Origin of the sequence: Aeromonas sp. FDAARGOS 1407 (assembly GCF_019048725.1) — a bacterium.
Taxonomy (GTDB): Bacteria; Pseudomonadota; Gammaproteobacteria; order Enterobacterales; family Aeromonadaceae; genus Aeromonas; species Aeromonas enteropelogenes.
In genome coordinates, this window is sequence record NZ_CP077399.1 from 4,363,144 (window position 1) to 4,385,446 (window position 22,303).

At 61.3% G+C, this 22,303-nt stretch carries 19 protein-coding genes, 3 tRNA genes and 1 pseudogene; 17 read left to right on the forward strand and 6 right to left on the reverse strand.

Translation table 11 applies throughout. The features are described 5' to 3' along the window. Positions 1 to 21: 21 nt before the first annotated feature. From I6L37_RS20420 to I6L37_RS20440, 5 genes are all read left to right on the forward strand, one after another. The gene (locus I6L37_RS20420; RefSeq protein ID WP_216992821.1) at positions 22 to 1,737 is read left to right on the forward strand and encodes a glycoside hydrolase family 9 protein; all 1,716 of its coding nucleotides are present in this window, start codon (positions 22 to 24) and stop codon (positions 1,735 to 1,737) included. Between the two features lie 216 nt (positions 1,738 to 1,953). Beyond that, positions 1,954 to 2,826, forward strand: coding sequence for a BadF/BadG/BcrA/BcrD ATPase family protein (locus tag I6L37_RS20425; protein WP_216992822.1), 873 nt, complete (start codon positions 1,954 to 1,956; stop codon positions 2,824 to 2,826). Further along, positions 2,811 to 4,676 (forward strand): beta-N-acetylhexosaminidase, encoded by a 1,866-nt coding sequence (locus I6L37_RS20430; protein ID WP_216992823.1) that lies wholly within the window; start codon positions 2,811 to 2,813, stop codon positions 4,674 to 4,676. Before I6L37_RS20425 ends, I6L37_RS20430 begins: the two co-directional genes overlap by 16 nt. Positions 4,677 to 4,886: 210 nt before the next feature. Then, the gene (locus tag I6L37_RS20435; RefSeq protein ID WP_216992824.1) at positions 4,887 to 6,440 is read left to right on the forward strand and encodes a PAS domain-containing methyl-accepting chemotaxis protein; all 1,554 of its coding nucleotides are present in this window, start codon (positions 4,887 to 4,889) and stop codon (positions 6,438 to 6,440) included. Positions 6,441 to 6,505: 65 nt separating this feature from the next. Beyond that, positions 6,506 to 6,859, forward strand: a complete 354-nt coding sequence (locus I6L37_RS20440; RefSeq protein ID WP_216992825.1) for an MGMT family protein — start codon at positions 6,506 to 6,508, stop codon at positions 6,857 to 6,859. Positions 6,860 to 6,877: 18 nt separating this feature from the next. Here the strand turns inward: I6L37_RS20440 and I6L37_RS20445 are convergent, their stop codons facing one another. Together I6L37_RS20445 and topA are read right to left on the reverse strand one after the other, a co-directional pair. After that, the gene (locus I6L37_RS20445) at positions 6,878 to 7,042 is read right to left on the reverse strand and encodes a hypothetical protein (RefSeq protein ID WP_197064410.1); all 165 of its coding nucleotides are present in this window, start codon (positions 7,040 to 7,042) and stop codon (positions 6,878 to 6,880) included. 97 nt (positions 7,043 to 7,139) lie between these two features. Continuing rightward, entirely contained in the window at positions 7,140 to 9,761 is a 2,622-nt protein-coding gene (gene topA, locus I6L37_RS20450) for a type I DNA topoisomerase (protein ID WP_061475589.1), read from the reverse strand. Between the two features lie 343 nt (positions 9,762 to 10,104). Between topA and astB the strand changes: the two genes are divergently transcribed. The 8 genes and pseudogenes from astB to I6L37_RS22130 all read left to right on the forward strand — a co-directional run. Beyond that, on the forward strand, positions 10,105 to 11,442 hold the full coding sequence (gene astB / locus I6L37_RS20455) for an N-succinylarginine dihydrolase (protein ID WP_216992826.1): 1,338 nt from the start codon (positions 10,105 to 10,107) through the stop codon (positions 11,440 to 11,442). Positions 11,443 to 11,684: 242 nt separating this feature from the next. After that, positions 11,685 to 11,769 (forward strand) — tRNA-Tyr (locus I6L37_RS20460). Positions 11,770 to 11,800: 31 nt separating this feature from the next. After that, positions 11,801 to 11,885: transfer RNA gene (locus tag I6L37_RS20465), tRNA-Tyr, on the forward strand. A gap of 31 nt (positions 11,886 to 11,916) precedes the next feature. Continuing rightward, a tRNA-Tyr gene (locus tag I6L37_RS20470) sits at positions 11,917 to 12,001 on the forward strand. Positions 12,002 to 12,141: 140 nt separating this feature from the next. Further along, complete coding sequence (locus I6L37_RS20475; RefSeq protein WP_042024773.1) at positions 12,142 to 12,423, forward strand: hypothetical protein; 282 nt, start codon at positions 12,142 to 12,144, stop codon at positions 12,421 to 12,423. 257 nt (positions 12,424 to 12,680) lie between these two features. Further along, complete coding sequence (gene yegQ, locus I6L37_RS20480; RefSeq protein ID WP_042024772.1) at positions 12,681 to 14,045, forward strand: tRNA 5-hydroxyuridine modification protein YegQ; 1,365 nt, start codon at positions 12,681 to 12,683, stop codon at positions 14,043 to 14,045. A 1-nt stretch (position 14,046) separates the two neighbouring features. Continuing rightward, positions 14,047 to 14,295, forward strand: coding sequence for a YfhL family 4Fe-4S dicluster ferredoxin (locus I6L37_RS20485; protein ID WP_005303946.1), 249 nt, complete (start codon positions 14,047 to 14,049; stop codon positions 14,293 to 14,295). 24 nt (positions 14,296 to 14,319) lie between these two features. Continuing rightward, a pseudogene (locus I6L37_RS22130) lies at positions 14,320 to 14,403 on the forward strand (ferredoxin); the annotation flags it as partial. Between the two features lie 56 nt (positions 14,404 to 14,459). On the opposite strand, the gene I6L37_RS20490 reads toward I6L37_RS22130, so the two are convergent. Then, entirely contained in the window at positions 14,460 to 14,855 is a 396-nt protein-coding gene (locus I6L37_RS20490; RefSeq protein ID WP_042024771.1) for a DUF1090 domain-containing protein, read from the reverse strand. A 162-nt stretch (positions 14,856 to 15,017) separates the two neighbouring features. On the opposite strand from I6L37_RS20490, the gene I6L37_RS20495 reads away from it, so the two are divergent. Both I6L37_RS20495 and I6L37_RS20500 read left to right on the forward strand, forming a co-directional pair. Continuing rightward, positions 15,018 to 15,371 carry a DsrE/DsrF/TusD sulfur relay family protein gene (locus I6L37_RS20495; RefSeq protein WP_042072221.1) on the forward strand — a complete coding sequence of 118 codons (354 nt, stop codon included), beginning with the start codon at positions 15,018 to 15,020 and terminating at the stop codon, positions 15,369 to 15,371. A gap of 182 nt (positions 15,372 to 15,553) precedes the next feature. Then, positions 15,554 to 16,636: a diguanylate cyclase gene (locus I6L37_RS20500; RefSeq protein ID WP_216992827.1), complete on the forward strand. Its 1,083-nt coding sequence runs from the start codon at positions 15,554 to 15,556 to the stop codon at positions 16,634 to 16,636. Between the two features lie 4 nt (positions 16,637 to 16,640). Here the strand turns inward: I6L37_RS20500 and I6L37_RS20505 are convergent, their stop codons facing one another. Together I6L37_RS20505 and sohB are read right to left on the reverse strand one after the other, a co-directional pair. Further along, a complete protein-coding gene (locus tag I6L37_RS20505; RefSeq protein WP_216992828.1) occupies positions 16,641 to 17,864 on the reverse strand; it encodes an MFS transporter in 1,224 nt (407 codons plus the stop codon). 193 nt (positions 17,865 to 18,057) lie between these two features. Beyond that, positions 18,058 to 19,056: a protease SohB gene (gene sohB, locus I6L37_RS20510; protein ID WP_254203520.1), complete on the reverse strand. Its 999-nt coding sequence runs from the start codon at positions 19,054 to 19,056 to the stop codon at positions 18,058 to 18,060. A 230-nt stretch (positions 19,057 to 19,286) separates the two neighbouring features. Here sohB and I6L37_RS20515 point away from each other — a divergent pair, with 230 nt between their 5' ends. Both I6L37_RS20515 and I6L37_RS20520 read left to right on the forward strand, forming a co-directional pair. After that, the gene (locus I6L37_RS20515; protein ID WP_124240363.1) at positions 19,287 to 20,042 is read left to right on the forward strand and encodes a YciK family oxidoreductase; all 756 of its coding nucleotides are present in this window, start codon (positions 19,287 to 19,289) and stop codon (positions 20,040 to 20,042) included. Between the two features lie 107 nt (positions 20,043 to 20,149). Next, complete coding sequence (locus I6L37_RS20520; RefSeq protein WP_026457839.1) at positions 20,150 to 21,040, forward strand: LysR family transcriptional regulator; 891 nt, start codon at positions 20,150 to 20,152, stop codon at positions 21,038 to 21,040. Between the two features lie 4 nt (positions 21,041 to 21,044). Here I6L37_RS20520 and I6L37_RS20525 read toward each other — a convergent pair whose 3' ends face one another. After that, positions 21,045 to 22,217, reverse strand: coding sequence for an MFS transporter (locus I6L37_RS20525; RefSeq protein WP_216992829.1), 1,173 nt, complete (start codon positions 22,215 to 22,217; stop codon positions 21,045 to 21,047). Positions 22,218 to 22,303 lie beyond the last annotated feature (86 nt).

Sequence of the window (22,303 nt, forward strand, 5' to 3'; positions counted from 1 at the left end):
GAACCTTTGGAGTAAACCTTGATGGAACTTTTGATCAATCAGGTGGGTTACGACTGCGACGCCCAGAAGATTGCCCTGCTGCAAACCTGCTCCCCTCACGATCTCGGCGGCTATGTCCGGCTGCAGCGCCTCGATGATGGCCAGACTCTGTTTGAAACCCCGTTGCAACCGGCCGGCCGGGTGGATGGGTGGCAGGGGCGGGCCTACTGGAAAGCCGATTTCTCCCCCTGCAAGGAGCCCGGCCACTACCGGCTGGAGGCGATCACCGCTCAGGGCATAGTGCGCTCCGCCCGCTTTGCCATCGGCCCCGATCTGCTGGCGAGCCGCTGCCTCTCCGATGTCATTCACTATTTCAAGGGACAGCGCGCCAGCGGCACCTTCGATCGGGCCGACCGCAACGCCCGCCTGTTTGGTACTGACAAGCGCCGGGATGTGCACGGCGGCTGGTTCGACGCCAGCGGTGACATGAGCAAGTATCTGAGCCACCTCTCCTACGCCAACTACCTCAATCCCCAGCAGACCCCCATGGTAGTGTGGGCCCTGCTCAAGTGCCGCGAGCTGCTGGCGACACGTCGCGACATCGACGGCATCAACCTGTGCAAGCGACTCAATGACGAGGCGCTGCACGGCGCCGATTTCCTCTGCCGCATGCAGGATGAGAGCGGCTTTTTCTACATGACCCTGTTCGACAAGTGGAGCAAGGATCCCGAGCAGAGGGAACTGTGCGCCTACGCCACCCAGCAGGGGATCAAATCCGCCGACTGGCAGGCGGGCTTTCGTCAGGGCGGGGGCATGGCCATCGCCGCCCTGGCCCGGGCCGCGCGCGAGAGCATCAGCGGCGATATCGATGCAAGCGGCTATGCCGAGGCTGCGCGGCGCGGCTACCTGCACCTGCGCGAGCACAACCACGCCTATCTGGACGATGGCTGCGAGAACATCATCGACGACTACTGCGCTCTGCTGGCGGCGGTCGAGCTGACCAAAACGCTGGGGCCCGAGTGGCTCGGCGAGGCGCGGGATCGGGCCGGCAAGCTGTGCGCCCGCCAGCGCAGCCACCCGGATCTCGGCCACTACTGGTCCGCCAACCAGGATGGCTCGCGCCCCTACTACCACGCCGCCGAAGCGGGCTTGCCGGTGCTGGCGCTGCTTGAATACCTGGGGGTAGAGACGGATCGGGAGCGCAAGGCCGCGGTGCAGAGCGTGATCGAGCAGGCGCTGGCCGCCGAGCTGGCGCTGTGCGCCCGGGCGGGCAACCCCTTCTCTCTCGCTCGCCAGTATGTGAAAGGGGTTGGCGAAGCGCCGCGTATCAGCTTCTTTATGCCCCACCACAACGAATCCGGTTATTGGTGGCAGGGGGAGAACGCCCGACTGGCCTCTCTCGCGACCATGGCCTTTGCCGCTGCCACCCGGTTGCCTAGCCAGCGCAAGCTTCTGCTCAATTTCGGTCAGCGCCAGCTCGACTGGATCCTGGGACAAAACCCCTTCAATGCCTGCATGCTGGCGGGCCACGGCATCAACAACCCGAGCTACACCGCAGGCTACCCCAATGCGCAAGGCGGGATCTGCAACGGCATCACTGCCGGCTTCGATGACGAGGCTGACGTCGCCTTTATTCCGCAAGAGTACAAGGAGCGGCTCGATCAAAACTGGCGCTGGGGCGAGCAGTGGATCCCCCACGCCGCCTGGTTTGCCCTGGCCATCACTTGGCAAAGCGCGCAGGGAGGCCACCATGATTGAGATCGGCTCAAGCATCATTGGCAGTGGGGAGAGCAGTGGATCCTCCATACATTCCGCCTGGTTTGCCCTGGCCATCACTTGGCAGAGCGTGCAGGGAGGCCACCATGATTGAGATCGGCTCGAACATCATTGGCAGTGGGGAGAACAGTGGATCCTCCATACATTCCGCCTGGTTTGCCCTGGCCATCAGCTGGCAAAGCGCGCTGGGAGGTCACCATGATTGAGTTCTGGGTCGGGGTAGATGGCGGTGGCACCCACACCCGCGCCCGTATTCGCAACCGGGCGGGCAAACTCCTGGGCGAGGGACGGGCCGCCGGCTCCAATCTGGAGCTCGGCATCCTGCATGCCCACGCCAACGTGCTGGCAGCCATCGCCAGCGCCCGGCAGACGGCCGGACTTGGCCAGGAGTGCGAACAGCAGATGGGAGTGGGCCTCGCGCTCGCCTCCGCCGAGCTGGCGGATTGCTATCACGCTATGCTGGCCATGCCCTTTCCCTTTGCCAGCGTCAAGCTGACTTCCGATGCCTTCGGTGCCTGTCTCGGTGCCTTCGCCGGCCAGGAGGGGGCCATCCTCATCGCCGGTACCGGCTCGGCCGGCCTCATTTATCAGGGCAGGCAGATCCGCACCTGCTCGGGGCGGGGTTTTCCCATCTCGGATCTCGGCAGCGGCGCCTGGCTGGGGCTGCGCGCCCTCCAGCAATCCCTGCTCTGCCACGACGGTATCCTGCCCCCCAGCACCCTGGCGGTGCGACTGATGGATCACTTCAAGCGGGATCAGGCCCAGGTGGTGCGCTGGGCGGCCCGTGCCATCCCGGCCGAATATGGCCACTTCGCCCCCTGGGTATTCGATGCCGCCAGCGATGGCGACGAGCTCGCCTGCCAGCTGCTTGACGAAACCTGTACCCAGCTGGCGCAGCTGCTGGATGGCATGCAGCAGCTTGGCGCGCACCGGATCGCCCTGCTTGGCGGCATCGGCATGCGTCTCGCCCCCCGCCTCGCCCGTTTCAACCTTGCGACCCCCAAGGCCGATGCCCTTGACGGCGCCATCCTGTTTGCCCAATCGGAGGAATATCCATGTCTACACCCCTGATCCACACCCAGGTCGTCCGACGTGATGGCGAAGATGTCTGGTTCCAGTTCAATCTGTCTCACTTGCCGGACGCCCAGTGGAAGCTCCACTTCTGCCTGGCACGTCACATCGACCCCGCGTCGGTACAGGGGGGCCGGCTTGAGCGCCAGAGCGGCAGTTACAAGGTGCTGGCGCCCCAAGGGGGCAACAGCGAGCTGACTTTTTGCTGCCGCAATACCCCCATCAAGCGGCTCTCCGACATGCCGCAGGGATTTTTCCTGAGCCTGCCGGAGGCCGCCACGGGCGCCAGCCTGCAGCCTGTCACCCTGGCCGGGCAGGATATTGCGCTGGATGCCCCCGCCGTCAGTGAACCCGACCTGCCACCGGTGGAGCCCCTGTGCGGCATAGTACCGCAACCGGCCCAGCTCGCCCTGCTGGAGGGGAATTTCAGGCTGGCGGAGCGTGCCCACGTCAGCGGACCGGGCAACCTGAGCGCCCTGCTGGCCCACTTCAACGAGCTCACCGGGCTGGCCCTGGATCAGGATCACGACGCAGGGATCCGCCTCATCGAGGCCCCCCTCACCCCCGAGGCCTATCATCTGGCCATCACGCCAGAGGAGATAGTGATCAGTGCAGCGGGCGAGGCGGGCTGGCGCCACGGTCTGGTCAGCCTGGCCCAGTGGTACCTGCAACACGGCGAGAGCCTGCCCTGCGTCAAGCTGGAGGATGCCCCCCGTTTTGGCTTTCGCGGCATCTTTCTCGACTGCGCCCGCCACTTTCACAGCACCGCGACCATCAAGCGTCTGCTCAAGCTGATGAGTCTCTACAAGTTCAACCGCTTCCACTGGCATCTGACCGATGACGAAGGGTGGCGCCTCGAGATCAAGGCCTTCCCGGCGCTCACCGAGCAAGGTGCCTGGCGGGGCCACGGGCTGGCGGTGGATCCCCAGCTGAGCGGCGGCCCCGAACCTTACGGTGGCTACTACACCCAGAGCGAAGTGCGCGAACTGGTGGCCTACGGCGCCGGGCTCGGCATCACCATCATCCCGGAGATCGACATTCCGGGTCATTGCCATGCGGCCATCAAGGCACTGCCCGAGTTGCTGACTGAGGAAGAGGATCGCTCCCGCTACCTGTCGGTACAGCATTTCGACGACAACGTGCTCAACCCGGCGCTGCCGGGTACCTACCGGTTCCTGGAGACGGTGATCGACGAGGTGTGCGAGCTGTTCCCGGGCCCCCAGGTACACATGGGCGGAGACGAGGTGCCGACCGGGGTCTGGACCGACAGCCCGGCCTGCCAGCGACTGATGGCACAACAGGGATACCAGGAGTGCCGCGAGCTGCAGGGCCATTTGCTGCGCCACTGCCAGCGCTATCTGGCCGGCAAGGGCAAACAGATGCTGGGTTGGGAGGAGATACTGCATGGCGACAAGGTGAGCCGGGATGCCGCCGTGTTCGCCTGGACCAGCTTCCAGGCCGGACTGGATGCCGCCACCGCCGGTTATCCGGTGGTCATGGCGCCGGCCCAGTATCTCTATCTCGATCTGGCCTGGAGCCAGGACATTCACGAGCCTGGCCTCTACTGGGCGGGCACCCTCAATCTGGAGCAGGTCTACGCATGCGACCCGGCTCCGGCAAATTTCCATGCCAACGATAACATCCTCGGGGTATTGAGCCCCCTGTGGTCAGAATTGATCACCTCCCGTGATCGTCTCGACTACATGCTGTTTCCGCGCATGCTGGCGACTGCCGAAGTGGCCTGGAGCAATCCGGTCCACAAGGCATGGGATCATTTCGCTGCCCGTCTGCCGGGACAGTTGCAGATCCTCGACCAGCAGCAGGTGCGCTACCGGATGCCACAGAGGTAATGTTGTCTCTTTTTGGGCGGCCTGCTGGCCGCCTTTTTTTTATAAACAACCAACAAAAATACAACTTTTCTCTACCTTTTCTCACCATATCCTGACAAAATTCGGCGCCCAACGAAACCACCCCACCCTTCATATGGAAAAGAAGCACTCCGGGTCGGATATGCCACACTTAAAAAACTTCATTATCAATAACAAAAGGGGCGCATGATCATGACTCACCGAGAGATCCACACAGTGGATAGCGAAGTGGACGTTCCTGCCGATGTGCAGCTCGTCTCCACGACCGATCTTCGCGGCGTGATCACCTACGCCAACCCCGCTTTTTGCGAAATCGCCGGCTACAGCAGCGAAGAGTTGCTGGGCCAGAACCACAATATGGTGCGTCATCCCGATATGCCCAGGGTCGCGTTTGCCGATCTGTGGCAGCGTCTCAAGGAGGGCAAACCCTGGCGCGGCATGGTGAAAAATCGCTGCAAGGATGGCCGCTACTACTGGGTCGATGCCTATGTCACTCCCATCTACGAAGGGGATCAGATCTGCGGCTACCAGTCAGTACGCACCCGGCCGGATCCCCGTCACAAGGAGATTGCCACCCTCACCTATCGCAACCTGCTCAGAAGCGAACAGGGTCATGCCAAATTGAACGTCTCGCTGACCAGGGTGCGTCATCTGCTGGTGCCCGCCCTGCTGCTGGCCATCCTGGCGGCGGCCGTCCACTGGCATGGCTGGCTGGGAGCTTTGTGGATGTTGTTGCCCCTGCTGCTGCTCTCCGTCGCCTACTGGCGCGAGCTGTTCGCCCTGCCCCGCTACCTGCGTCAGCTGGAGCACGAATATGACAGCCTGACCCGGCTCATCTACTCGGGGGACAAACCCGGCGCCATAGCCGACTTCCACCTCAAGATGTGGCAGGCCCGCATCCGGACCGTGCTGGGACGAGTCAATGATGCCACCCATCCGCTACAAGCCCTGGCAACCAACCTGCAACAGGCTTCCCACCAGGCCTATCACGACATCACGGAGCAGGATGCCCAGACCCAGCAGATGGCCACCGCCATGACCCAGATGGCCAGCACTGCCCAGGAGATCGCCCGCAACATCCAGGATACCAATCAGCAAGTGAGCGAGGCCCGCAACCACTGCATGGATACCGATCGACAGCTCGGCCAGACCGAACAGCAGATAGAACAGCTCACTCGCCAAGCCGAGCAGGCCTTCCACTCCGCCGTGGAGCTGGCCAGCGAGTCTGAGCGGATCGGTACCGTGATGGTGGAGATCCAGGGCATCGCCGATCAGACCAATCTGCTGGCCCTCAACGCCGCCATCGAGGCGGCACGCGCTGGCGAGCAAGGGCGCGGCTTTGCGGTGGTCGCCGACGAGGTACGCACCCTCTCGACCCGCACTCACAAGGCGACCGAGCAGATCCAGGGCAGCATCACCCAGATCCAGCAAACCCTGGGACAGTGGAAAGTCATGATGCAGAGCAATCTGGAACAGACCCGGCGCTGTGCCGAGATGACCCGCCAGGGCTCCAGCAGCCTGCACGACGTACTTGATGAAATTGAGCAGGTGTCGGAGTTTTCAGCCCAGATCGCCGCTGCCGCCGAGCAGCAACAGGCGGTGGCGGAAGATATCAGCCGCAGCATCAACCAGATCTCCCAGTACTCCCGGGCCAATAGCGAGCAGATCCAGTGCGTGGACGCGTCGAGCCAGCAACTGCTGGAACGGGCCAAGCAGCTCAAGCGGATCAGCCAGACCTTTGGTTGAGCGGGTTGTCAGGCAAGCAGCAGAAGCGCCACAATGGCGCTTCTGCTTTTTGGGAACCTGACACCATGTCCATCACCACCCCTTTACCCACCAACAAGATCGCCCGTATTGAGGCCATCATCGCCCTGATCCCGCCGGGAAAGGTGGCGAGCTACGGTCAGGTTGCCGATCTGGCCGGCCTGCCAGGGCGCGCCAGGTTGGTGGGCAAGGTGCTGCGGGAAACCGACAAGGTATTGCCCTGGCACAGGGTGATAGGGGCCGGCGGCACCATTTCGCTGCCAAAAGGATCAAACGGATTTGCAGAGCAGACCGGGCGCCTGCAAGAGGAGGGCGTCGTGGTGATAGGCGGGCGAGTCAGGATTCGGGAGTGGCAGTGGCAGCCCGATCTCGCCGAGCTGCTCTTTCTGTTACCGTTTTGACGAGATGACGGGGCGATGCTACTCCAGCAGTGCCAGGATGGCATCGCTGCGCACCTGCACCGGAATGGTTTCATCCTCACGCTGCACCAGCACCAGCAGGCTCTGCCTGTCCACTTCCAGCACATAGGCCGCCCCTTCCCGGGTCAGATAATTCATGCCCGGACGGATCTCGCTAATCTCCATCACAACCTCCTTGTTCCAACACTGCACTCCTTGCAGCCGGCTCTCAGTATATCGCCTCCAATAAACAAAGAGGCCCCGTATCGGGGCCTCTTGTTCATCAGGCTTTCTTCGCTTTTGGCAAGCTCTGTTGCCAGGTGCCGTTGTCGTAGTGGGCGGTCCAGCCAGTTGCCTTGCCGTTGACCTCGCTCATCACGTATTGCTCCTTGGTCTTGCGACTGAAGCGCACGATAGCGGGGTTGCCGTCCGGGTCGGTCTGCGGTGCTTCAGCCAGGTACTTGTGCTTGGCCGATATGCGATCCTTGAAGCGCTTGAGCTCTTCCACCAAGGGCGCGCGGGTTTCGCGGGATTTGGGGAAGTTGCTGGCCGCCAGGAACAGACCGGCCGCCCCGTCACGCAGCACGAAGTGGGCGTCGGACTGGGTGCATTTCAGCTCGGGCAGCGGCACCGGATCCTCTTTCGGCGGTGCGATATCGCCATTTTTCAGGATCTTGCGAGTATTCTTGCAGGTCTCGTTGGTGCAGCCCATGTACTTGCCAAAGCGGCCGTTCTTGAGCTGCATCTCGGAACCACAGCGATCACACTCGATGCTCGGCCCTTCATAGCCCTTGAGCTTGAACTGGCCCTTCTCTATTTCGTAGCCGTCGCAATCCGGGTTACGGCCACAGACGTGCAGCTTGCGGCTGTCGTCGATGATGTAGGCATCCATGGCAGTGCCGCAAACGCCGCAGCGGTGCTTGGCGCGCAGGGCATCGGTTTCGGCCTCGTCACCATCGGTAGCGGAGACGAACTCGTCGGCGGAGACCAGGTTGATGGTCTTCTTGCAGCGCTCTTTGGGCGGTAATGCGTAGCCGGAGCAGCCGAGGAAGACGCCGGTGGTGGCGGTGCGAATCCCCATCTTGCGACCGCAATCCGGGCAATCGATGTCGGTAAGCACCATCTGGTTGGCACGCATGCCCCCCTCTTCCGGTGCCTTGTCAGCCTGCGCCAGCTCCTGGGTAAATTCGGCGTAGAAGGCATCCAGCACCTTCTTCCACTCCAGGCTCCCTTCGGCGATGCCATCGAGCTTGTCTTCCATCTTGGCAGTGAACTCGTAGTTCATCAGCTCGACGAAGTTCTCAACCAGACGGTCGGTGACGATTTCCCCCATCTTCTCGGCGAAGAAACGGCGGCTCTCGACCCGCACATAACCGCGATCGACGATGGTGGAGATGATGGAAGCGTAAGTGGAAGGACGGCCGATGCCGCGCTTCTCCAGCTCGCGCACCAGCGCCGCTTCGGTAAAGCGTGCGGGCGGCTTGGTGAAGTGCTGGCGCGGATCCAGCTTGACCAGTTTCAGCACCTCACCCACGGTCACCGCCGGCAGCTGGCTGTCTTCGCCCTTGCGGCCCATGGGGGGCAGCGCCTTGGTCCAACCGGCGAAACGCAGGGTGCGACCACGGGCCTTGAGTTCGAACTCGCCCGCCTTGACGGTCAGGGTCGAGGAGTCGTACTGGGCCGGTGTCATCTGGCAGGCCACAAACTGGCGCCAGATGAGATCGTAGAGGCGCATGGCGTCCGGCTCCATCCCTTCCAGCATCTCGGCAGTCACCTGCACGCTGGAGGGGCGGATCGCCTCGTGGGCCTCCTGGGCATTGGCCTTGGCGCCGTACAGATTCGGTTCGGCCGGCAGGTAGGCGGCGCCATACTGCTCGCCGATGTATTCACGCACCGCGTCGACCGCCTCTTTGCTGAGGTTGGTGGAGTCAGTACGCATATAGGTGATGTAACCCGCCTCATAGAGACGCTGGGCCATCATCATGGTCTTCTTCACCCCGAAGCTCAGACGGGTGGAGGCCGCCTGCTGCAGGGTCGAAGTGATGAAGGGAGCGGACGGCTTGGAGCCGGTCGGCTTGTCTTCCCGGTTCACCACCTTGTAGTCGACCCCTTCCAAGGCGGCCACGGCGGCGAAGGTCTCGGCCTGGGTCACCGGCTTGAAGTCGGCGCCATTGCGGCTGACCACTTCCATCCGCAGATCGGCTTTATCACCGGTCAGCAGGTCGGCGTTCAGATCCCAGAATTCGACCGGTACGAAGGCCTTGATCTCGCGCTCTTTATCGACGATGAGACGCACCGCGACCGACTGCACCCGGCCGGCGGAGAGGCCGCGAGCCAGCTTCTTCCACAAGAGCGGAGAGACCATGTAACCCACTACCCGGTCGAGGAAACGACGGGCCTGCTGGGCGTTGACGCGATCGATGTTGAGCTCGGACGGCTGGGCAAAGGCCTCCTGGATGGCGCTCTTGGTGATCTCGTTGAACACCACGCGCTTGTAGCGGCTGTCGTCGCCACCGATGATCTCGCGCAAGTGCCAGGCGATCGCTTCCCCCTCTCTATCCAAGTCGGTTGCGAGATAGATGGTGTCGGCCTTCTCGGCCAGACTCTGCAACTCGCTGACCACCTTCTCCTTGCCGGGCAAAATCTGGTAGTTGGCCTGCCAGCCCGCGGTCGGATTGATACCCATACGGGCGAACAGGGCCTTGCGCTCCTTGGCCGCCTTCTCGGATTCGCTCAACTTGATGCCGCGAATGACAGGTTTCTTGGGCTCGGTGCTGGCACTGCCGCTGGTAGGCAGATCGCGAACATGACCGACGCTGGATTTCACCACGTAGTCCTTGCCCAGATATTTGTTGATCGTCTTGGCCTTGGCCGGAGACTCCACTATGACCAGTGATTTGCCCATGCTGTAACTATTATCCTCATTGCACCCGACGGGGTTGGTGTGCGGTTTTGTGGGGCTGTATAAGAGATTTGACGAGAAAAAGCAATCTTGTGAACAAATTTGCCAGACCAGCCCGAACTACCATGCTTCTTTATTTATTAATGCGAAGGGTGCGGGCCAGACGCAACCGCTTTTTCAATTTTCTGCCATACCGCTCCTCTTTTTATATCTGAAACGACATAAAAACAGAGGATGGTTATCGGGTTGTTACAAAAACATAAAATCTCTTTATAATGGCCCCACCCCGACGCATTGCGCGCGGAAGGAACCGCTACCCATCATAAAAATCGAAAGGATGTACTCAATGAAGCACTTCGAGGTCAATTTCGACGGTCTGGTCGGCCCGACCCACAACTACGCCGGCCTCTCCTACGGCAACGTCGCCTCCCAAAGCAATGCCCAGGAAGCCTCCAATCCCAAGGAGGCGGCCAAACAGGGGCTGCGCAAGATGAAGGCATTGACCGAACTTGGCATGACCCAGGGGGTGCTGGCCCCGCAGGAGCGGCCGGATCTCGCCACCCTGCGCCGCCTCGGTTTTACCGGCAACGATGCCAGAGTGCTGGAACAGGCTGCCAAACAGGCCCCTGCCGTACTGGCGGCCTGCTATTCGGCCTCCAGCATGTGGACAGCCAACGCCGCCACCGTATCACCGAGTGCCGACACCCAGGATGGCCGCATCCACTTCACCCCTGCCAACCTGACCAACAAATTCCACCGCTCCCTGGAGCCCGAGGTTACCGGCCGGATCCTGCGCGCCGTGTTCAACAACGAGCGCCACTTCAGCCACCACCTCCACCTGCCGGAAAACGATCACTTCGGCGATGAAGGGGCCGCCAACCACACCCGGTTGTGCCGCGCCTATGGCGAGGCGGGGGTCGAGCTGTTCGTCTACGGTCGCAGCGCCTTTGATCTCTCCCACCCAGCGCCCAAGCGCTACCCGGCCCGTCAGACCCTGGAATCGAGCCAGGCCATCGCCCGTCTCCATGGACTTGGTGACGAGAGCGTGGTGTTCATCCAGCAAAACCCGGATGTGATCGATCAGGGGGTGTTCCACAACGACGTGATCGCGGTGGGCAACCAGAACGTGCTCTTCTTCCACCAGCAGGCGTTCCTCAATACCGAGTCGGCGCTGGCCGAGGTGCGCACCAAGTTTGGCGAGGGAGAGCTGCACTTCATCGAGGTGCCGACTGCGGAAGTTTCCGTGCTGGATGCGGTGAAATCCTATCTGTTCAACACCCAGATCCTGACCCTGCCCTCGGGCGAAATGGCCATCATCGCCCCCACCGAGTGTCGCGACAACCCGGCTGTGTCAGCCTATCTGGACAAGCTGCTGACCCAGGGCACCCCGATCAAGCAGGTGCACTACATGGACGTGAAGCAGAGCATGCGCAACGGCGGCGGACCCGCCTGCCTGCGACTGCGGGTCGCCATGAATGACGAGGAGCTGGCCGCCGTCAATCCGGCCTGCCTCATCAACAATGCCCAGTTCGCCCGTCTGGACGCCTGGGTGGAACGTCACTACCGCGATCGCCTGACCCTGGACGATCTGCGGGATCCGGCCCTGGTGATGGAGTCCCGCAATGCACTGGACGAGCTGACCCAGATCCTCAAACTCGGCTCCGTCTACCCGTTCCAACGCTGAGCCTGCCTCGCAGCACAAGGCCGCCGATTAAGGGCGGCCTTGTTTTTTTATGCTGTTTTTCATTCCCGCAGAACAGGTAACCGATGCGCATTGTGCAGAAAAACAGCACACAACTTGCTGATAAGCATGAAATTTGAGCGGGATGTATCAAAAAATCGACGAACAGTCACTTTTTACTGCCAGAAGGGTTCGCAAGGGGTTCACAAAGCCCAAGGATCTGTTAGTATGCGCCTCGCACTTGGGGAGGGGTTCCCGAGCGGCCAAAGGGATCAGACTGTAAATCTGACGGCTCTGCCTTCGAAGGTTCGAATCCTTCTCCCTCCACCATTCAAGTGCAACAATCAGGAAAATACCCCGTGGAGGGGTTCCCGAGCGGCCAAAGGGATCAGACTGTAAATCTGACGGCTCTGCCTTCGAAGGTTCGAATCCTTCTCCCTCCACCATCTTCCTGAACAATTTGTGTAGTGCCCCTGTGGAGGGGTTCCCGAGCGGCCAAAGGGATCAGACTGTAAATCTGACGGCTCTGCCTTCGAAGGTTCGAATCCTTCTCCCTCCACCATCATTCAAGAAAACCCGGCCCTGCGCCGGGTTTTCGCTTTTTGGCTCCTCGCCTATCCTCTGCTTGCTGTCAGATCTGACACTTGTCAAAACCCTGGCTATTGCGCATCGTGGATACATCTTCATTGGAGTCTTCATATCATGTTTGAAGTCTGGGACCAGGATGGTCATGCCAACGGACTCACATTGCAGGCACTCAAGCTCAGGGTCAGCCGCTATCAGGGGGATCTGATGGTGCGTTACAGCAACAAGCTGGGGCTGCCTACCACCCTGTTCCTGACGGTGCATCAGGGGGTTGCCTACCAGCGCTTCAAGGCGGGCTCTCCGAAGCTGAACTGGGAGTGGTTGGCCAAGGCCGGCAATGGCCGCGTTCCCCGCCACTTCATGAACAGCCACTTTCCCCAGTTGCATCTCGCTCACTGATCTGCCCCCAGGCTCTGTCCCCAAAACGCGGCTGGCATGCCAGCTCGCGCCTTCCCGGCGCCCCCTGCTAAATTGCATGATGACGTAGGGACGAGTACAATCTCGCACCCCGTGTTTCCGGTGCCTCCCCTGTGAACGTGCAGCATGGAGACACCGCCGGGTCGTGGTGCATCGAGAAGCTGCTCGAGCCCCGCTCAACCCATACGACGCCATCAGGTGGCGCCGTCCTGATTTGCAATCAGACATAAGAGTCCGACATGTTTAAACCAGAATTGCTCTCCCCCGCAGGTTCCCTCAAGAACATGCGTTATGCCTACGCCTATGGCGCCGATGCCGTCTATGCCGGCCAGCCCCGCTACAGCCTGCGGGTACGCAACAACGAATTCGATCACGAGAACCTGCAGCTCGGCATCAACGAAGCCCATGCCCTCGGCAAGCAGTTCTACGTGGTGGCCAACATCCAGCCCCACAACTCCAAGCTCAAGACCTTCATCCGCGACATGCGCCCCGTGGTGGAGATGAACCCGGATGCGCTGATCATGTCCGACCCCGGTCTCATCATGATGATGCGTGAAGCCTTCCCGGACATGCCCATTCACCTCTCGGTGCAGGCCAACGCGGTCAACTGGGCCACGGTCAAGTTCTGGCATCAGATGGGCCTGACCCGTGCCATCCTCTCTCGCGAGCTGTCGCTGGACGAGATCGAGGAGATCCGCATGCAGGTGCCTGAGATGGAGCTGGAGGTGTTCGTCCATGGGGCGCTGTGCATGGCTTACTCCGGCCGCTGCCTGCTCTCCGGCTACATCAACAAGCGCGACCCCAACCAGGGCACCTGCACCAACTCCTGCCGCTGGGAGTACAAGGTGCACGAGGGTAAAGAGGACGAGGTGGGCCAGATCGTCCACCGCCAGGAGCCCATCGCCGTGCAGAAAGTGGACCCGACCCTGGGTGCCGGCAAACCGACCGATGCCCTGGTGCTGCTGGAAGAGTCCAACCGTCCGGGCGAGTACATGAGCGCGTTCGAGGACGAGCACGGCACCTACATCATGAACTCCAAGGATCTGCGCGCCGTCGAGCACGTGGAGCGGCTGACCAGGATGGGCGTCCATTCGCTGAAGATCGAAGGCCGTACCAAGTCCTTCTACTACTGCGCGCGCACCGCCCAGGTCTATCGCAAGGCGATAGACGATGCCGTAGCCGGCCGGCCGTTTGACCGCAGCCTGATGGGCACCCTCGAAAATTTGGCCCACCGCGGCTACACCGAGGGCTTCCTGCGCCGTCACAACCACAGCGAATACCAGAACTACGACTACGGCTACTCTGTCTCCGATACCCAGCAGTTCGTCGGCGAAATCACCGGTCGCAACGGCGACATGGTCGAAGTCGAAGTGAAGAACAAGTTCCTGGTGGGCAACAGCCTGGAGCTGATGACCCCGCAGGGCAACCTCAGCTTCAATCTGGAGCAGATGCAGAACCGCAAGGGCGAGCTCATCGACACCGCACCGGGCAACGGCCACGTGGTCTACGTGCCGGTACCGAAGGAAGTGGACGTTGACTACGGCATCCTGCTGCGCAACCTCGGCGAGCGCGAGGATACCCGTCAGCCCCACTCGGCCGCCTGAAATGTCCCTGCTCATCACCGACAAGTGCATCAACTGTGACATGTGCGATCCCGAGTGTCCGAACCAGGCCATTAGCCTCGGCGAGGAGATCTACGAGATCGACCCCAGTCGCTGCACCGAGTGCGTCGGTCACTACGAGAAGCCGACCTGCATCAGTGTCTGCCCTATCGACTGCATTATCTGGGATCCCGCTCATGTGGAAACCGAAGAGCAGCTGATGGAGAAGTTCGTACGGATGCACCGGCAGTAACACCGGCATCAGCATCTGCGCCACATGGACTGCATCCTCCGGGACCCCGTCCATGTGGAAACGGAAGAACAGCTGATGGAAAAGTTTGTGCGGATGCACAGGCAATAGAATGCAACAAGGCCGGGGATATCCCGGCCTTGTTCATTGTGTCTTTCGGCTACTGCTCAGGACTTTCCAATCAGCTGCTGCAGCGCCAGCAGCTCGCGTTCGGCCTCCAGCAGGCGAAGCTGGGAGGCATCGAGCTTGCCCTGCTTGTCGGCTACCCTGTCCGGCCTGCCGGCAACACGCGCCTGTTGCAATTCACTCAGATACGCATCCACCTCTTGCTGCATCTTTGCCACCCGTTGTTGCTGCTCCCGGTAAAGCCCTTCGTCGCTACAGTAGGCCTGAATATTGCGTTTTGCCCGCTCCAGCCCAGCTACTCTGTCGCCATTTTTTTGAGCTTTAGCCTCAACCAGTTGTTCATCGACCGCCTTCAAACGAGCCTTGCAGCCGACAGCTTGGCTGCCATAGGCCTGGCCCGCCAGCAACAGCAGGCTCGCACCTATCATCTTCCACATCAGGATCCACCCGGTTATATCTGCTTTTCGAGCTGCCCATAAAAACCTCGATCCGGGGCCGGGTCAAGACGACGAGAAACAGGTGCGACAGAAGTTGTACTGAGTCACGCCATCCCTCTCCCGTTGGTTCTACAATGTCGCTTTTGCAAGCTGGAGTCTGTTATGAAGCAAGATATTGTCGTGATCGCCAACGGTGCCCCCTACGGCAGTGAATCCCTGTTCAATGCCCTGCGACTGGCCATCGCCCTGAATGAACAGGGTGGCGCCACATTGAAACTGTTTCTGATGTCGGACGCGGTGAGCGCAGCCTTGGCGGGTCAGGCCCCGGCCGAGGGGTACAATCTACGCCAGATGCTGGAGATCCTGCTGGCCCAGGGGGTGATCATACGGTTGTGCAAGACCTGTACCGATGCGCGCGGCATCACGGCGCTGCCGCTCATCGAAGGGATCGAGGTGGGAACCCTGCCAATGCTGGCCCAGTGGACGCTCGCCGCCGACAAGGTACTTACTTTCTAATGCTATGTTTTTAATTACTTTTTATCTTCCATCCCCCCCATAGTCCACACCATGGCCCTCATAGTTTGGGGGTCATTAAGGCCCCTTCTCATTCAACTGACTACAATATCAATTGCCATCACAGCTTTATCTGCACCGCATTCCCCGCCGGACGACGGCGTCGCCATGGACAGAGGACAACAATGAATCCAACCGAACAGACCCTGCTCGAACAGATGCGCATCACCGAATTCGAAATTGCCCATCGCAAAGCGCTGTTGCTGTTCACCGAACGGGATGCCAACCTGCTCGGCAGCTATCACGGCAATATAGAACCCCGTATCGATACCCTGGTGGATCAGTTCTACCAGCAACAAACTGCCATCACCGAGATTGCCCTGCTGATCGGCGACGCCGATACCCTGACCCGGCTGCGCACGGCCCAGCGCCGCTACATCCTCGACCTGTTCAGCGGCCTCTACGATCTCGAGTACGTCAACAACCGGCTGCGGATCGGACTGGTACACAAGCGGATCGGGGTGGAACCCAAGCTCTACCTTGCCGCTATCAACACCCTCAAGGCGCTGCTCATTGAAGACATCTTCGACCAGATAGGCGAAGAGGCGGATCGCATCGCCATGCTGACCGCTCTCGACAAGTTGTTTCTGTTCGACATCACCCTGGTATTCGAGACCTATATCCGCAGCCTGGTATCGGAGATCGAATCCTCCAAGGAGAAATCGGACAACTACGCCAGACTGCTGGAGGAGAAGGTGCGCGAGCGTACCCAGCAGCTGGAGGAGCTCAATCGCACCGATGCCTTGACCGGATTGCTCAATGTGCGCCATCTGCAGGAGCGTTTGCTACTGACCCTGCGCACCTGCCAGCGCCGGGCCGAGCCCGTGGCCATCGCCTATCTCGATATAGATAACTTCAAGCAAATCAATGACACGGAAGGGCACCAGCGGGGGGACGAGATCCTGCGGGTCGTGGGCAACTGCATTCGCAAAGTCTCTCGTACCGAAGACAGCTGTTTTCGCTATGGCGGGGACGAATTCTGCCTGATCCTGCCCAACTGCAGCGAATCACAGGCTCGCGACATCTACCTCAAGCGGCTCACCAAGACTCTCAAGGAACAGCTGGAAGACATCACCCTCAGCATCGGCATAGTGCAGACAGGCCCGGAGCGCTACGACGATGGCCTGAGCCTCATCCGCCTTGCCGACGAACGCATGTATGCCGCCAAGAAGGCGCTCAAGGAGGTCACCCCGGGCAACACCCACTGATCTCTTAACCCTGCTCCAGCACGGGGGACGACGGCCTGCGCCTCTGCAACCTGGCTCCCCATTCATAGAGCATGAAGGTCACGACACAGAGCAGGGTCATCAGCAGGTAGAGCCATTGCCCGCTCCACCGCTCGATGATCCAGCCCCCCAGCAAGGCCCCCGCCGCACCGCCCAACCCCGCCAGGGCACTGGCCCCGAAGTAACTGCCCTTGAGGTGGCCGGGCGCCATTTGATCGATCAGCACGTTGAGCAGCGGAAACAGGATGGTTTCACCGAGACTGAGCAGCAGCACGGCCGCAAACCAGTGGCTGCGCACCAGGGGATCCCCCATGGCAAACAACAGCTGGGCCGCGAGAAACAGGGCCATGCCGATATGCAACCGAACCCGCACCGGCCAGCGGGAGAGCAGCCGCAGCAGCGGAAACTGCAGAAGCACCACAGTCAAGGCATTGGTGGTCACCAGCAGGGCCACCAGCTCGGCTACCTCGGGCATGCCGGCGCGGGTCAGATACTGCACCAGTGGCGAGTGAAACTGGGAGTAGACGAGCACCATCAGGAGGTTGGCCATCACCAGCAGCAGGAAGGCCCGATCCGCCAGCAAGACCCTGATGGCATCGCGCAGACCCGGGCCGCCCATGCTGCGCTTGCCGGTGGCGGCCACCTGACGAAACCCCCAGACAAACGCCAGCCCCAGCAGCAGATAACTGAGCGACAGCACCACGAAGGTCTCCTGCTGGGCGTTGATACCGAGAGTCACCCCCAGGAGCGGCCCCAGGGCCGCCCCCAGGTTGAGCAGGAAGTAGCGCAGATGCAGCGCCAGCTCCCGCGCCTTGGCCGACGCCAGACTGTCGGCCATCAGCGCCTTGCCGGGGGCATCGATGAGCCCTGATGCCAGACCACTGCCCATCACCCCGACGCCAAGCCAGAAGACGGCGTGGGAGAAGCCGAGCAGCCCGAAGCAGAGCATCGCCACCAGACAGCCCGCCAGCAGTATGCTGCGACGCCCGAAGCGATCAGAGAGCCAGCCACCGTAGAAGCTGACCAGGGTGGAGAGCGCCATCGAGCCCCCCAGCAGCAAACCTATCAGGGTGGCCGACAACCCATAGTCCCGATAGAGCAGGATGGAGAGAAACGGCCACACCATGTAGTAGCTGGTACGCACCATGAAGGTACCCAGGATGACGATCCAGACCAGAGGGGTAAATTGCCTTAAGGTGCTCCATTGCATGGCCTATGCTCCCAGCCCCACGGGGGCAACGATGAAGAGGGGAAAGCGTTCAGTTGTAGCAAGGGGATTCAATGGAGGCAACTTCATTCCCAGCTTTCCCCTCAATAAAAAGAGAGGCCAGCCGGATCTCTCCGACTGGCCTGCTGGTTGGCCCGCGTGTCCGCCCCTCAGACGCACACGCAAAGCACCCGAGCTAGCGCCAGGGACTCTGCTGCCACAGGCGACCGAGGCCCGCTTCCAGCGCCTGCGCGCCTTGCTGACCGAGTTTCTGGGTCAGGCTCTTGGGCTTGCGATAACGAATGCCCACCACCTTGTGGTGACCGGCCTGCGCCAGCAGATAGTCATCGCTGGTGCAGAGGGAATCCACCAGTCCCAGCCCCTTGGCCTGGCTCGCCAGCCAGTGCTCGCCCGTAGTGACCTTGTCGATCTCGAGCGCGGGTCTATGCTCGGCCACGAACGCTTTGAAACGCTCGTGGATGGCGGCCAGCTCCTCGCGAAACTTCTCGCGCCCCAGATCGTCGTTCTCACCGAACATGGTGATGGTGCGCTTGTATTGACCCGCAGTGTGCATCTCGAATTCGATATCGTGCTTTTTCAGCAGCTTGTTGAAGTTTGGCATCTGGGCGATCACCCCGATGGAACCAACGATGGCAAAGGGAGCTGCCAGGATCTGATCCGCCACGCAAGCCATCATGTAGCCGCCACTCGCTGCCACCTTGTCGATGGCCACGGTGAGCTTGATGCCCTTGTCGCGCAGACGCTGCAACTGGGAGGCCGCAAGGCCATACCCGTGCACCACACCACCACCGGACTCGAGTCGCAGCAACACCTCGTCACCGGGCTGGGCCACGCCAATCACGGCGCTCACCTCTTCGCGCAGGGAGGCGACCTCCTTGGCATCCATGCTGCCATGGAAATCGAGCACAAACAGACGGCTACGCTCATCGCCAGCCTTGGCGCGCTGCTTCTGCTCCTCTTTCTGCTGCTTCTCCAGCAACTTGCGCTCCGCCTTGCCGGCCAGGGCGCTCTTGAGCTGAAAACTCCCACGCTCCAGCTCGGCGGAGAGATCGGTCACCTCCAGCTCCCCCTTGCGCGCCTTGGGCTGACGGCTGGCAACGATCATCAGGATGATGGCACCGATGGCCAGCAAGAAGGTCACTGTCTTGGCCAGAAACAGGCCGTATTCGGTCAAAAATGTTACTGTGGACTCCAGAAGGGATCGGTTTTGTCACATTCTAGGGAGTTTGCGGGAGCGGCGCAAAAACTCTGGGCCAGCGCGTCAAAAAACCAACTTGACCAACACAACCTCTCTATTTTCTTCACATTTTTCTTGTCATCGACTGGCCAAACAGGCGCCCGGATCAGTACACTTGCCCCCGATTGCCATGCACTTATGCCCAGAATTTGTTAACAGGAGTTGTCATGCTCGATTATCAGGCACCCCGCGATCTGCTCAAGGACAGGGTCATTCTGGTCACCGGTGCCGGAGACGGGATCGGCCGCGAGGCGGCCCTCACCTACGCCGCTCACGGCGCCACCGTGATCCTGCTCGGCCGCACCAGCGCCAAGCTCGAGGCCGTGTATGACCAGATTGAAGCCGCCGGTTATCCCCTGCCCGCCATCGTTCCGGTGGATCTGAAAGGGGCCACCGCCGCCCACTATCGCGGCATGGCCGAGACCTTTGCCCAGCAGTTTGGTCGCCTCGATGGCGTGCTGTTCAACGCCGGCCTGCTGGGAACCCTGTCACCGTTCGAACACATCCAGGAGAAGGAGTGGGACGAGGTGATGCAGGTCAACGTCAAATCCGAATTCCTGCTGACCCAGGCGCTGCTGCCCCTCATTCGCCAGACCGCCAAGGAGCACGGCGATGCCTCCATCGTCTACACCTCCTCCAGCGTGGGCCGCAAGGGACGAGCCTACTGGGGCACCTACGCCATCTCCAAGTTTGCCGTCGAGGGCATGATGGAGGTGCTGGCGGACGAGCTGGAGAACACCACGGTGCGGGTCAACAGCCTCAACCCGGGCGGCACCCGCACCAGGATGCGGGCCAGCGCCTTCCCGGCGGAAGATCCGCAGACCCTCAAAACCCCGGCCGACCTGATGCCGCTCTATCTCTACCTGATGGGGCCGGACAGCCGTGGTCAAACCGGCCAGACCTTCGTGGCCCAACCCAAATAAATCAATACAATATCCGGAGCCATACTTGTTGCAGGGGTTAAATTCCATAGGGGGTCACGGCCCCCTGTGTGATTTCCCCGGCAACTCCATCCCAACCAGGTTGAACTATGTTTCGTCCCAAGAGCACCTTTGAGCAATGGCGGATCTTTCAGGCAGTGGTCGATTGTGGCGGGTACGCCCAGGCCGCAGAAGCCCTGAACAAGAGCCAGTCCTCCCTCAACCATGCAGTCGCCAAGCTGCAGCAGAGTCTGGGGGTGCCCTTGCTGGAGGTGCGCGGGCGCAAAGCGGTGCTGACCGCGGCGGGGGAGATCTTCCTCAAGCGTGCCCGCCAGCTGAGTCAGCAGGTGGAGGAGCTGGAGAACCTGGCCAACAACCTGGAGCGCCAGTGGGAGCCGCAGATCAACCTCTACGTCTCGGCGCTGCAGCCAAGGGAGCGGCTCTACCGGGCACTGGCCCACTTCTACCCCCGCAGCCGCGGCTGCCGCGTCAACCTGCATGAGCGTATTCACTGTCATTTCAATGCGTTGCAACCCGGCGATCTGATGATTTCGGAGCACCTGCCCGGCGATCGCACCGGTCTGCTGCTCGATGAGATCTGCCTGCTACCCCTGTGCGCCGCCCATCACCCCCTGGCCACACTGCCACAACCACTGGGCAACGATGCCCTGACCGGTCATAACCGGATCAGCCTGCATCCGCCCATTCACCGTTCGGTGGACTGGAACGATGCAGACGATACCGGCTGGAATGCGACCCACTACCACGAGGTGATCGCCATGCTGCATCAGGGATTGGGCTATGCCTGGCTGCCGCGCCATCTGGTGGAGCGCGAACTAAGCGAAGGATCCCTGGTACAGCTGGATCTGGAAAATGGTGGCGAGCGCCATCTCTATACCTATCTGTTGACCCTCTCTCCCGACTCCCTGGGCCCCGCCACCGAGTTGCTGCTGCGCTGCCTGCGCAGTGAATACCAGAGCGACGCCCGGCAAGAGGGCTGAACCCTCAGACCTCGGGTACCCGCCAGCAGGCGGCGAGCGCCGTCAGCGCCAATCCCAGCGCCACCATGAAGACGGCGTGAAAACCCCACAGCTCCGCCACCGTACCGGCGATGGCCCCCGCCATGATGGAGCCGGTCCGTATGCTGTTGGCAAACAGGGTAGTCGCCACCCCCGCCCGCCCCGGCATCAGATCCTGAAAGTAGGACATCCCGATCCCGGCGACGATCCCGATAAAGATGGCGTTGAACAGCTGCAGCGAAATCAGGGCGTACTGACCGGACAGGGTCACCAGTCCCCCGTAAAAAGCGACGCCAGCCATTACCGCCAGCAGCATCATGGGACGCTTGCCCAGTCGCATCGTGTAGTAACCCGCCAGCAGCATGAAGGGAATTTCGAGCGCCGCCGCCGTGCCCATCAGGATGCCGGCCAGCTTCTCATCCAGCCCCAGCTCCCGGGTGATGTAGAGCGGCATGTTGATGAGGTACATGCTGTTGCAGGTCCACATCAGGGTAGAAGCGATGAAGAGCGCGCGCACTGCCGGATCCCGCCAGCTGCTCACCCGCTCCTGGTCACTGCTCGCGGCAGGCAGGGGCAGTGAGGGGAGCCAGCGCCACACCACCAGGGCACAGAGCAGATAGGCCAGGGCGGAGGCGAGGTACATCAGTTCAAAGCCATAGCCGATGGCCAGGGCAAAGGCGATGGGCGGCCCTATCACCCAGGCCAGGGAAAACTGGGCCCGCATCACCGAGCTGAACATGTCGGCCCGCTTGTTGCGGCTGTCGGAGTACTCCCGTGCCAGGGCAAACAGCTGGGGACTGGCAGTGGCCGCCAGACTGGCGAGCAGTACCCCCAGGCTCACCAGCAGCCAGTAGTTGCGGTTCCAGGCAAACAGCAAGGAGAGCGCCACGCCGGCAAAGCAGCAGCGCAGGATCAGCTGCTTGCGATCCCCCCTGTTGTCGGAGCGATGGCCGAGCCACTGGCTGATGAGGATGCCGATCACCGCATTGACGGTGTAGAACGCCCCCACCAGAAACGGGCGCACCTGTACCTCTTCGGCCAGAAACAGGCTCAGGGTCGGCACCTGCAGGGCGACGGCGACCCCGGTCATGAAGGTCACGGCCAGAAACGAGAGGGAAACGGGATCCGGGCGCTTAACCGCCGCTATCGACAAGCTCATAGGGTTACCACTGGCTGGAGAAGGAGAAGAGGGGTTTACGGTCGCAACAGTTCAAAATAGCGCCGGTCATCTTATGCCATTATCAA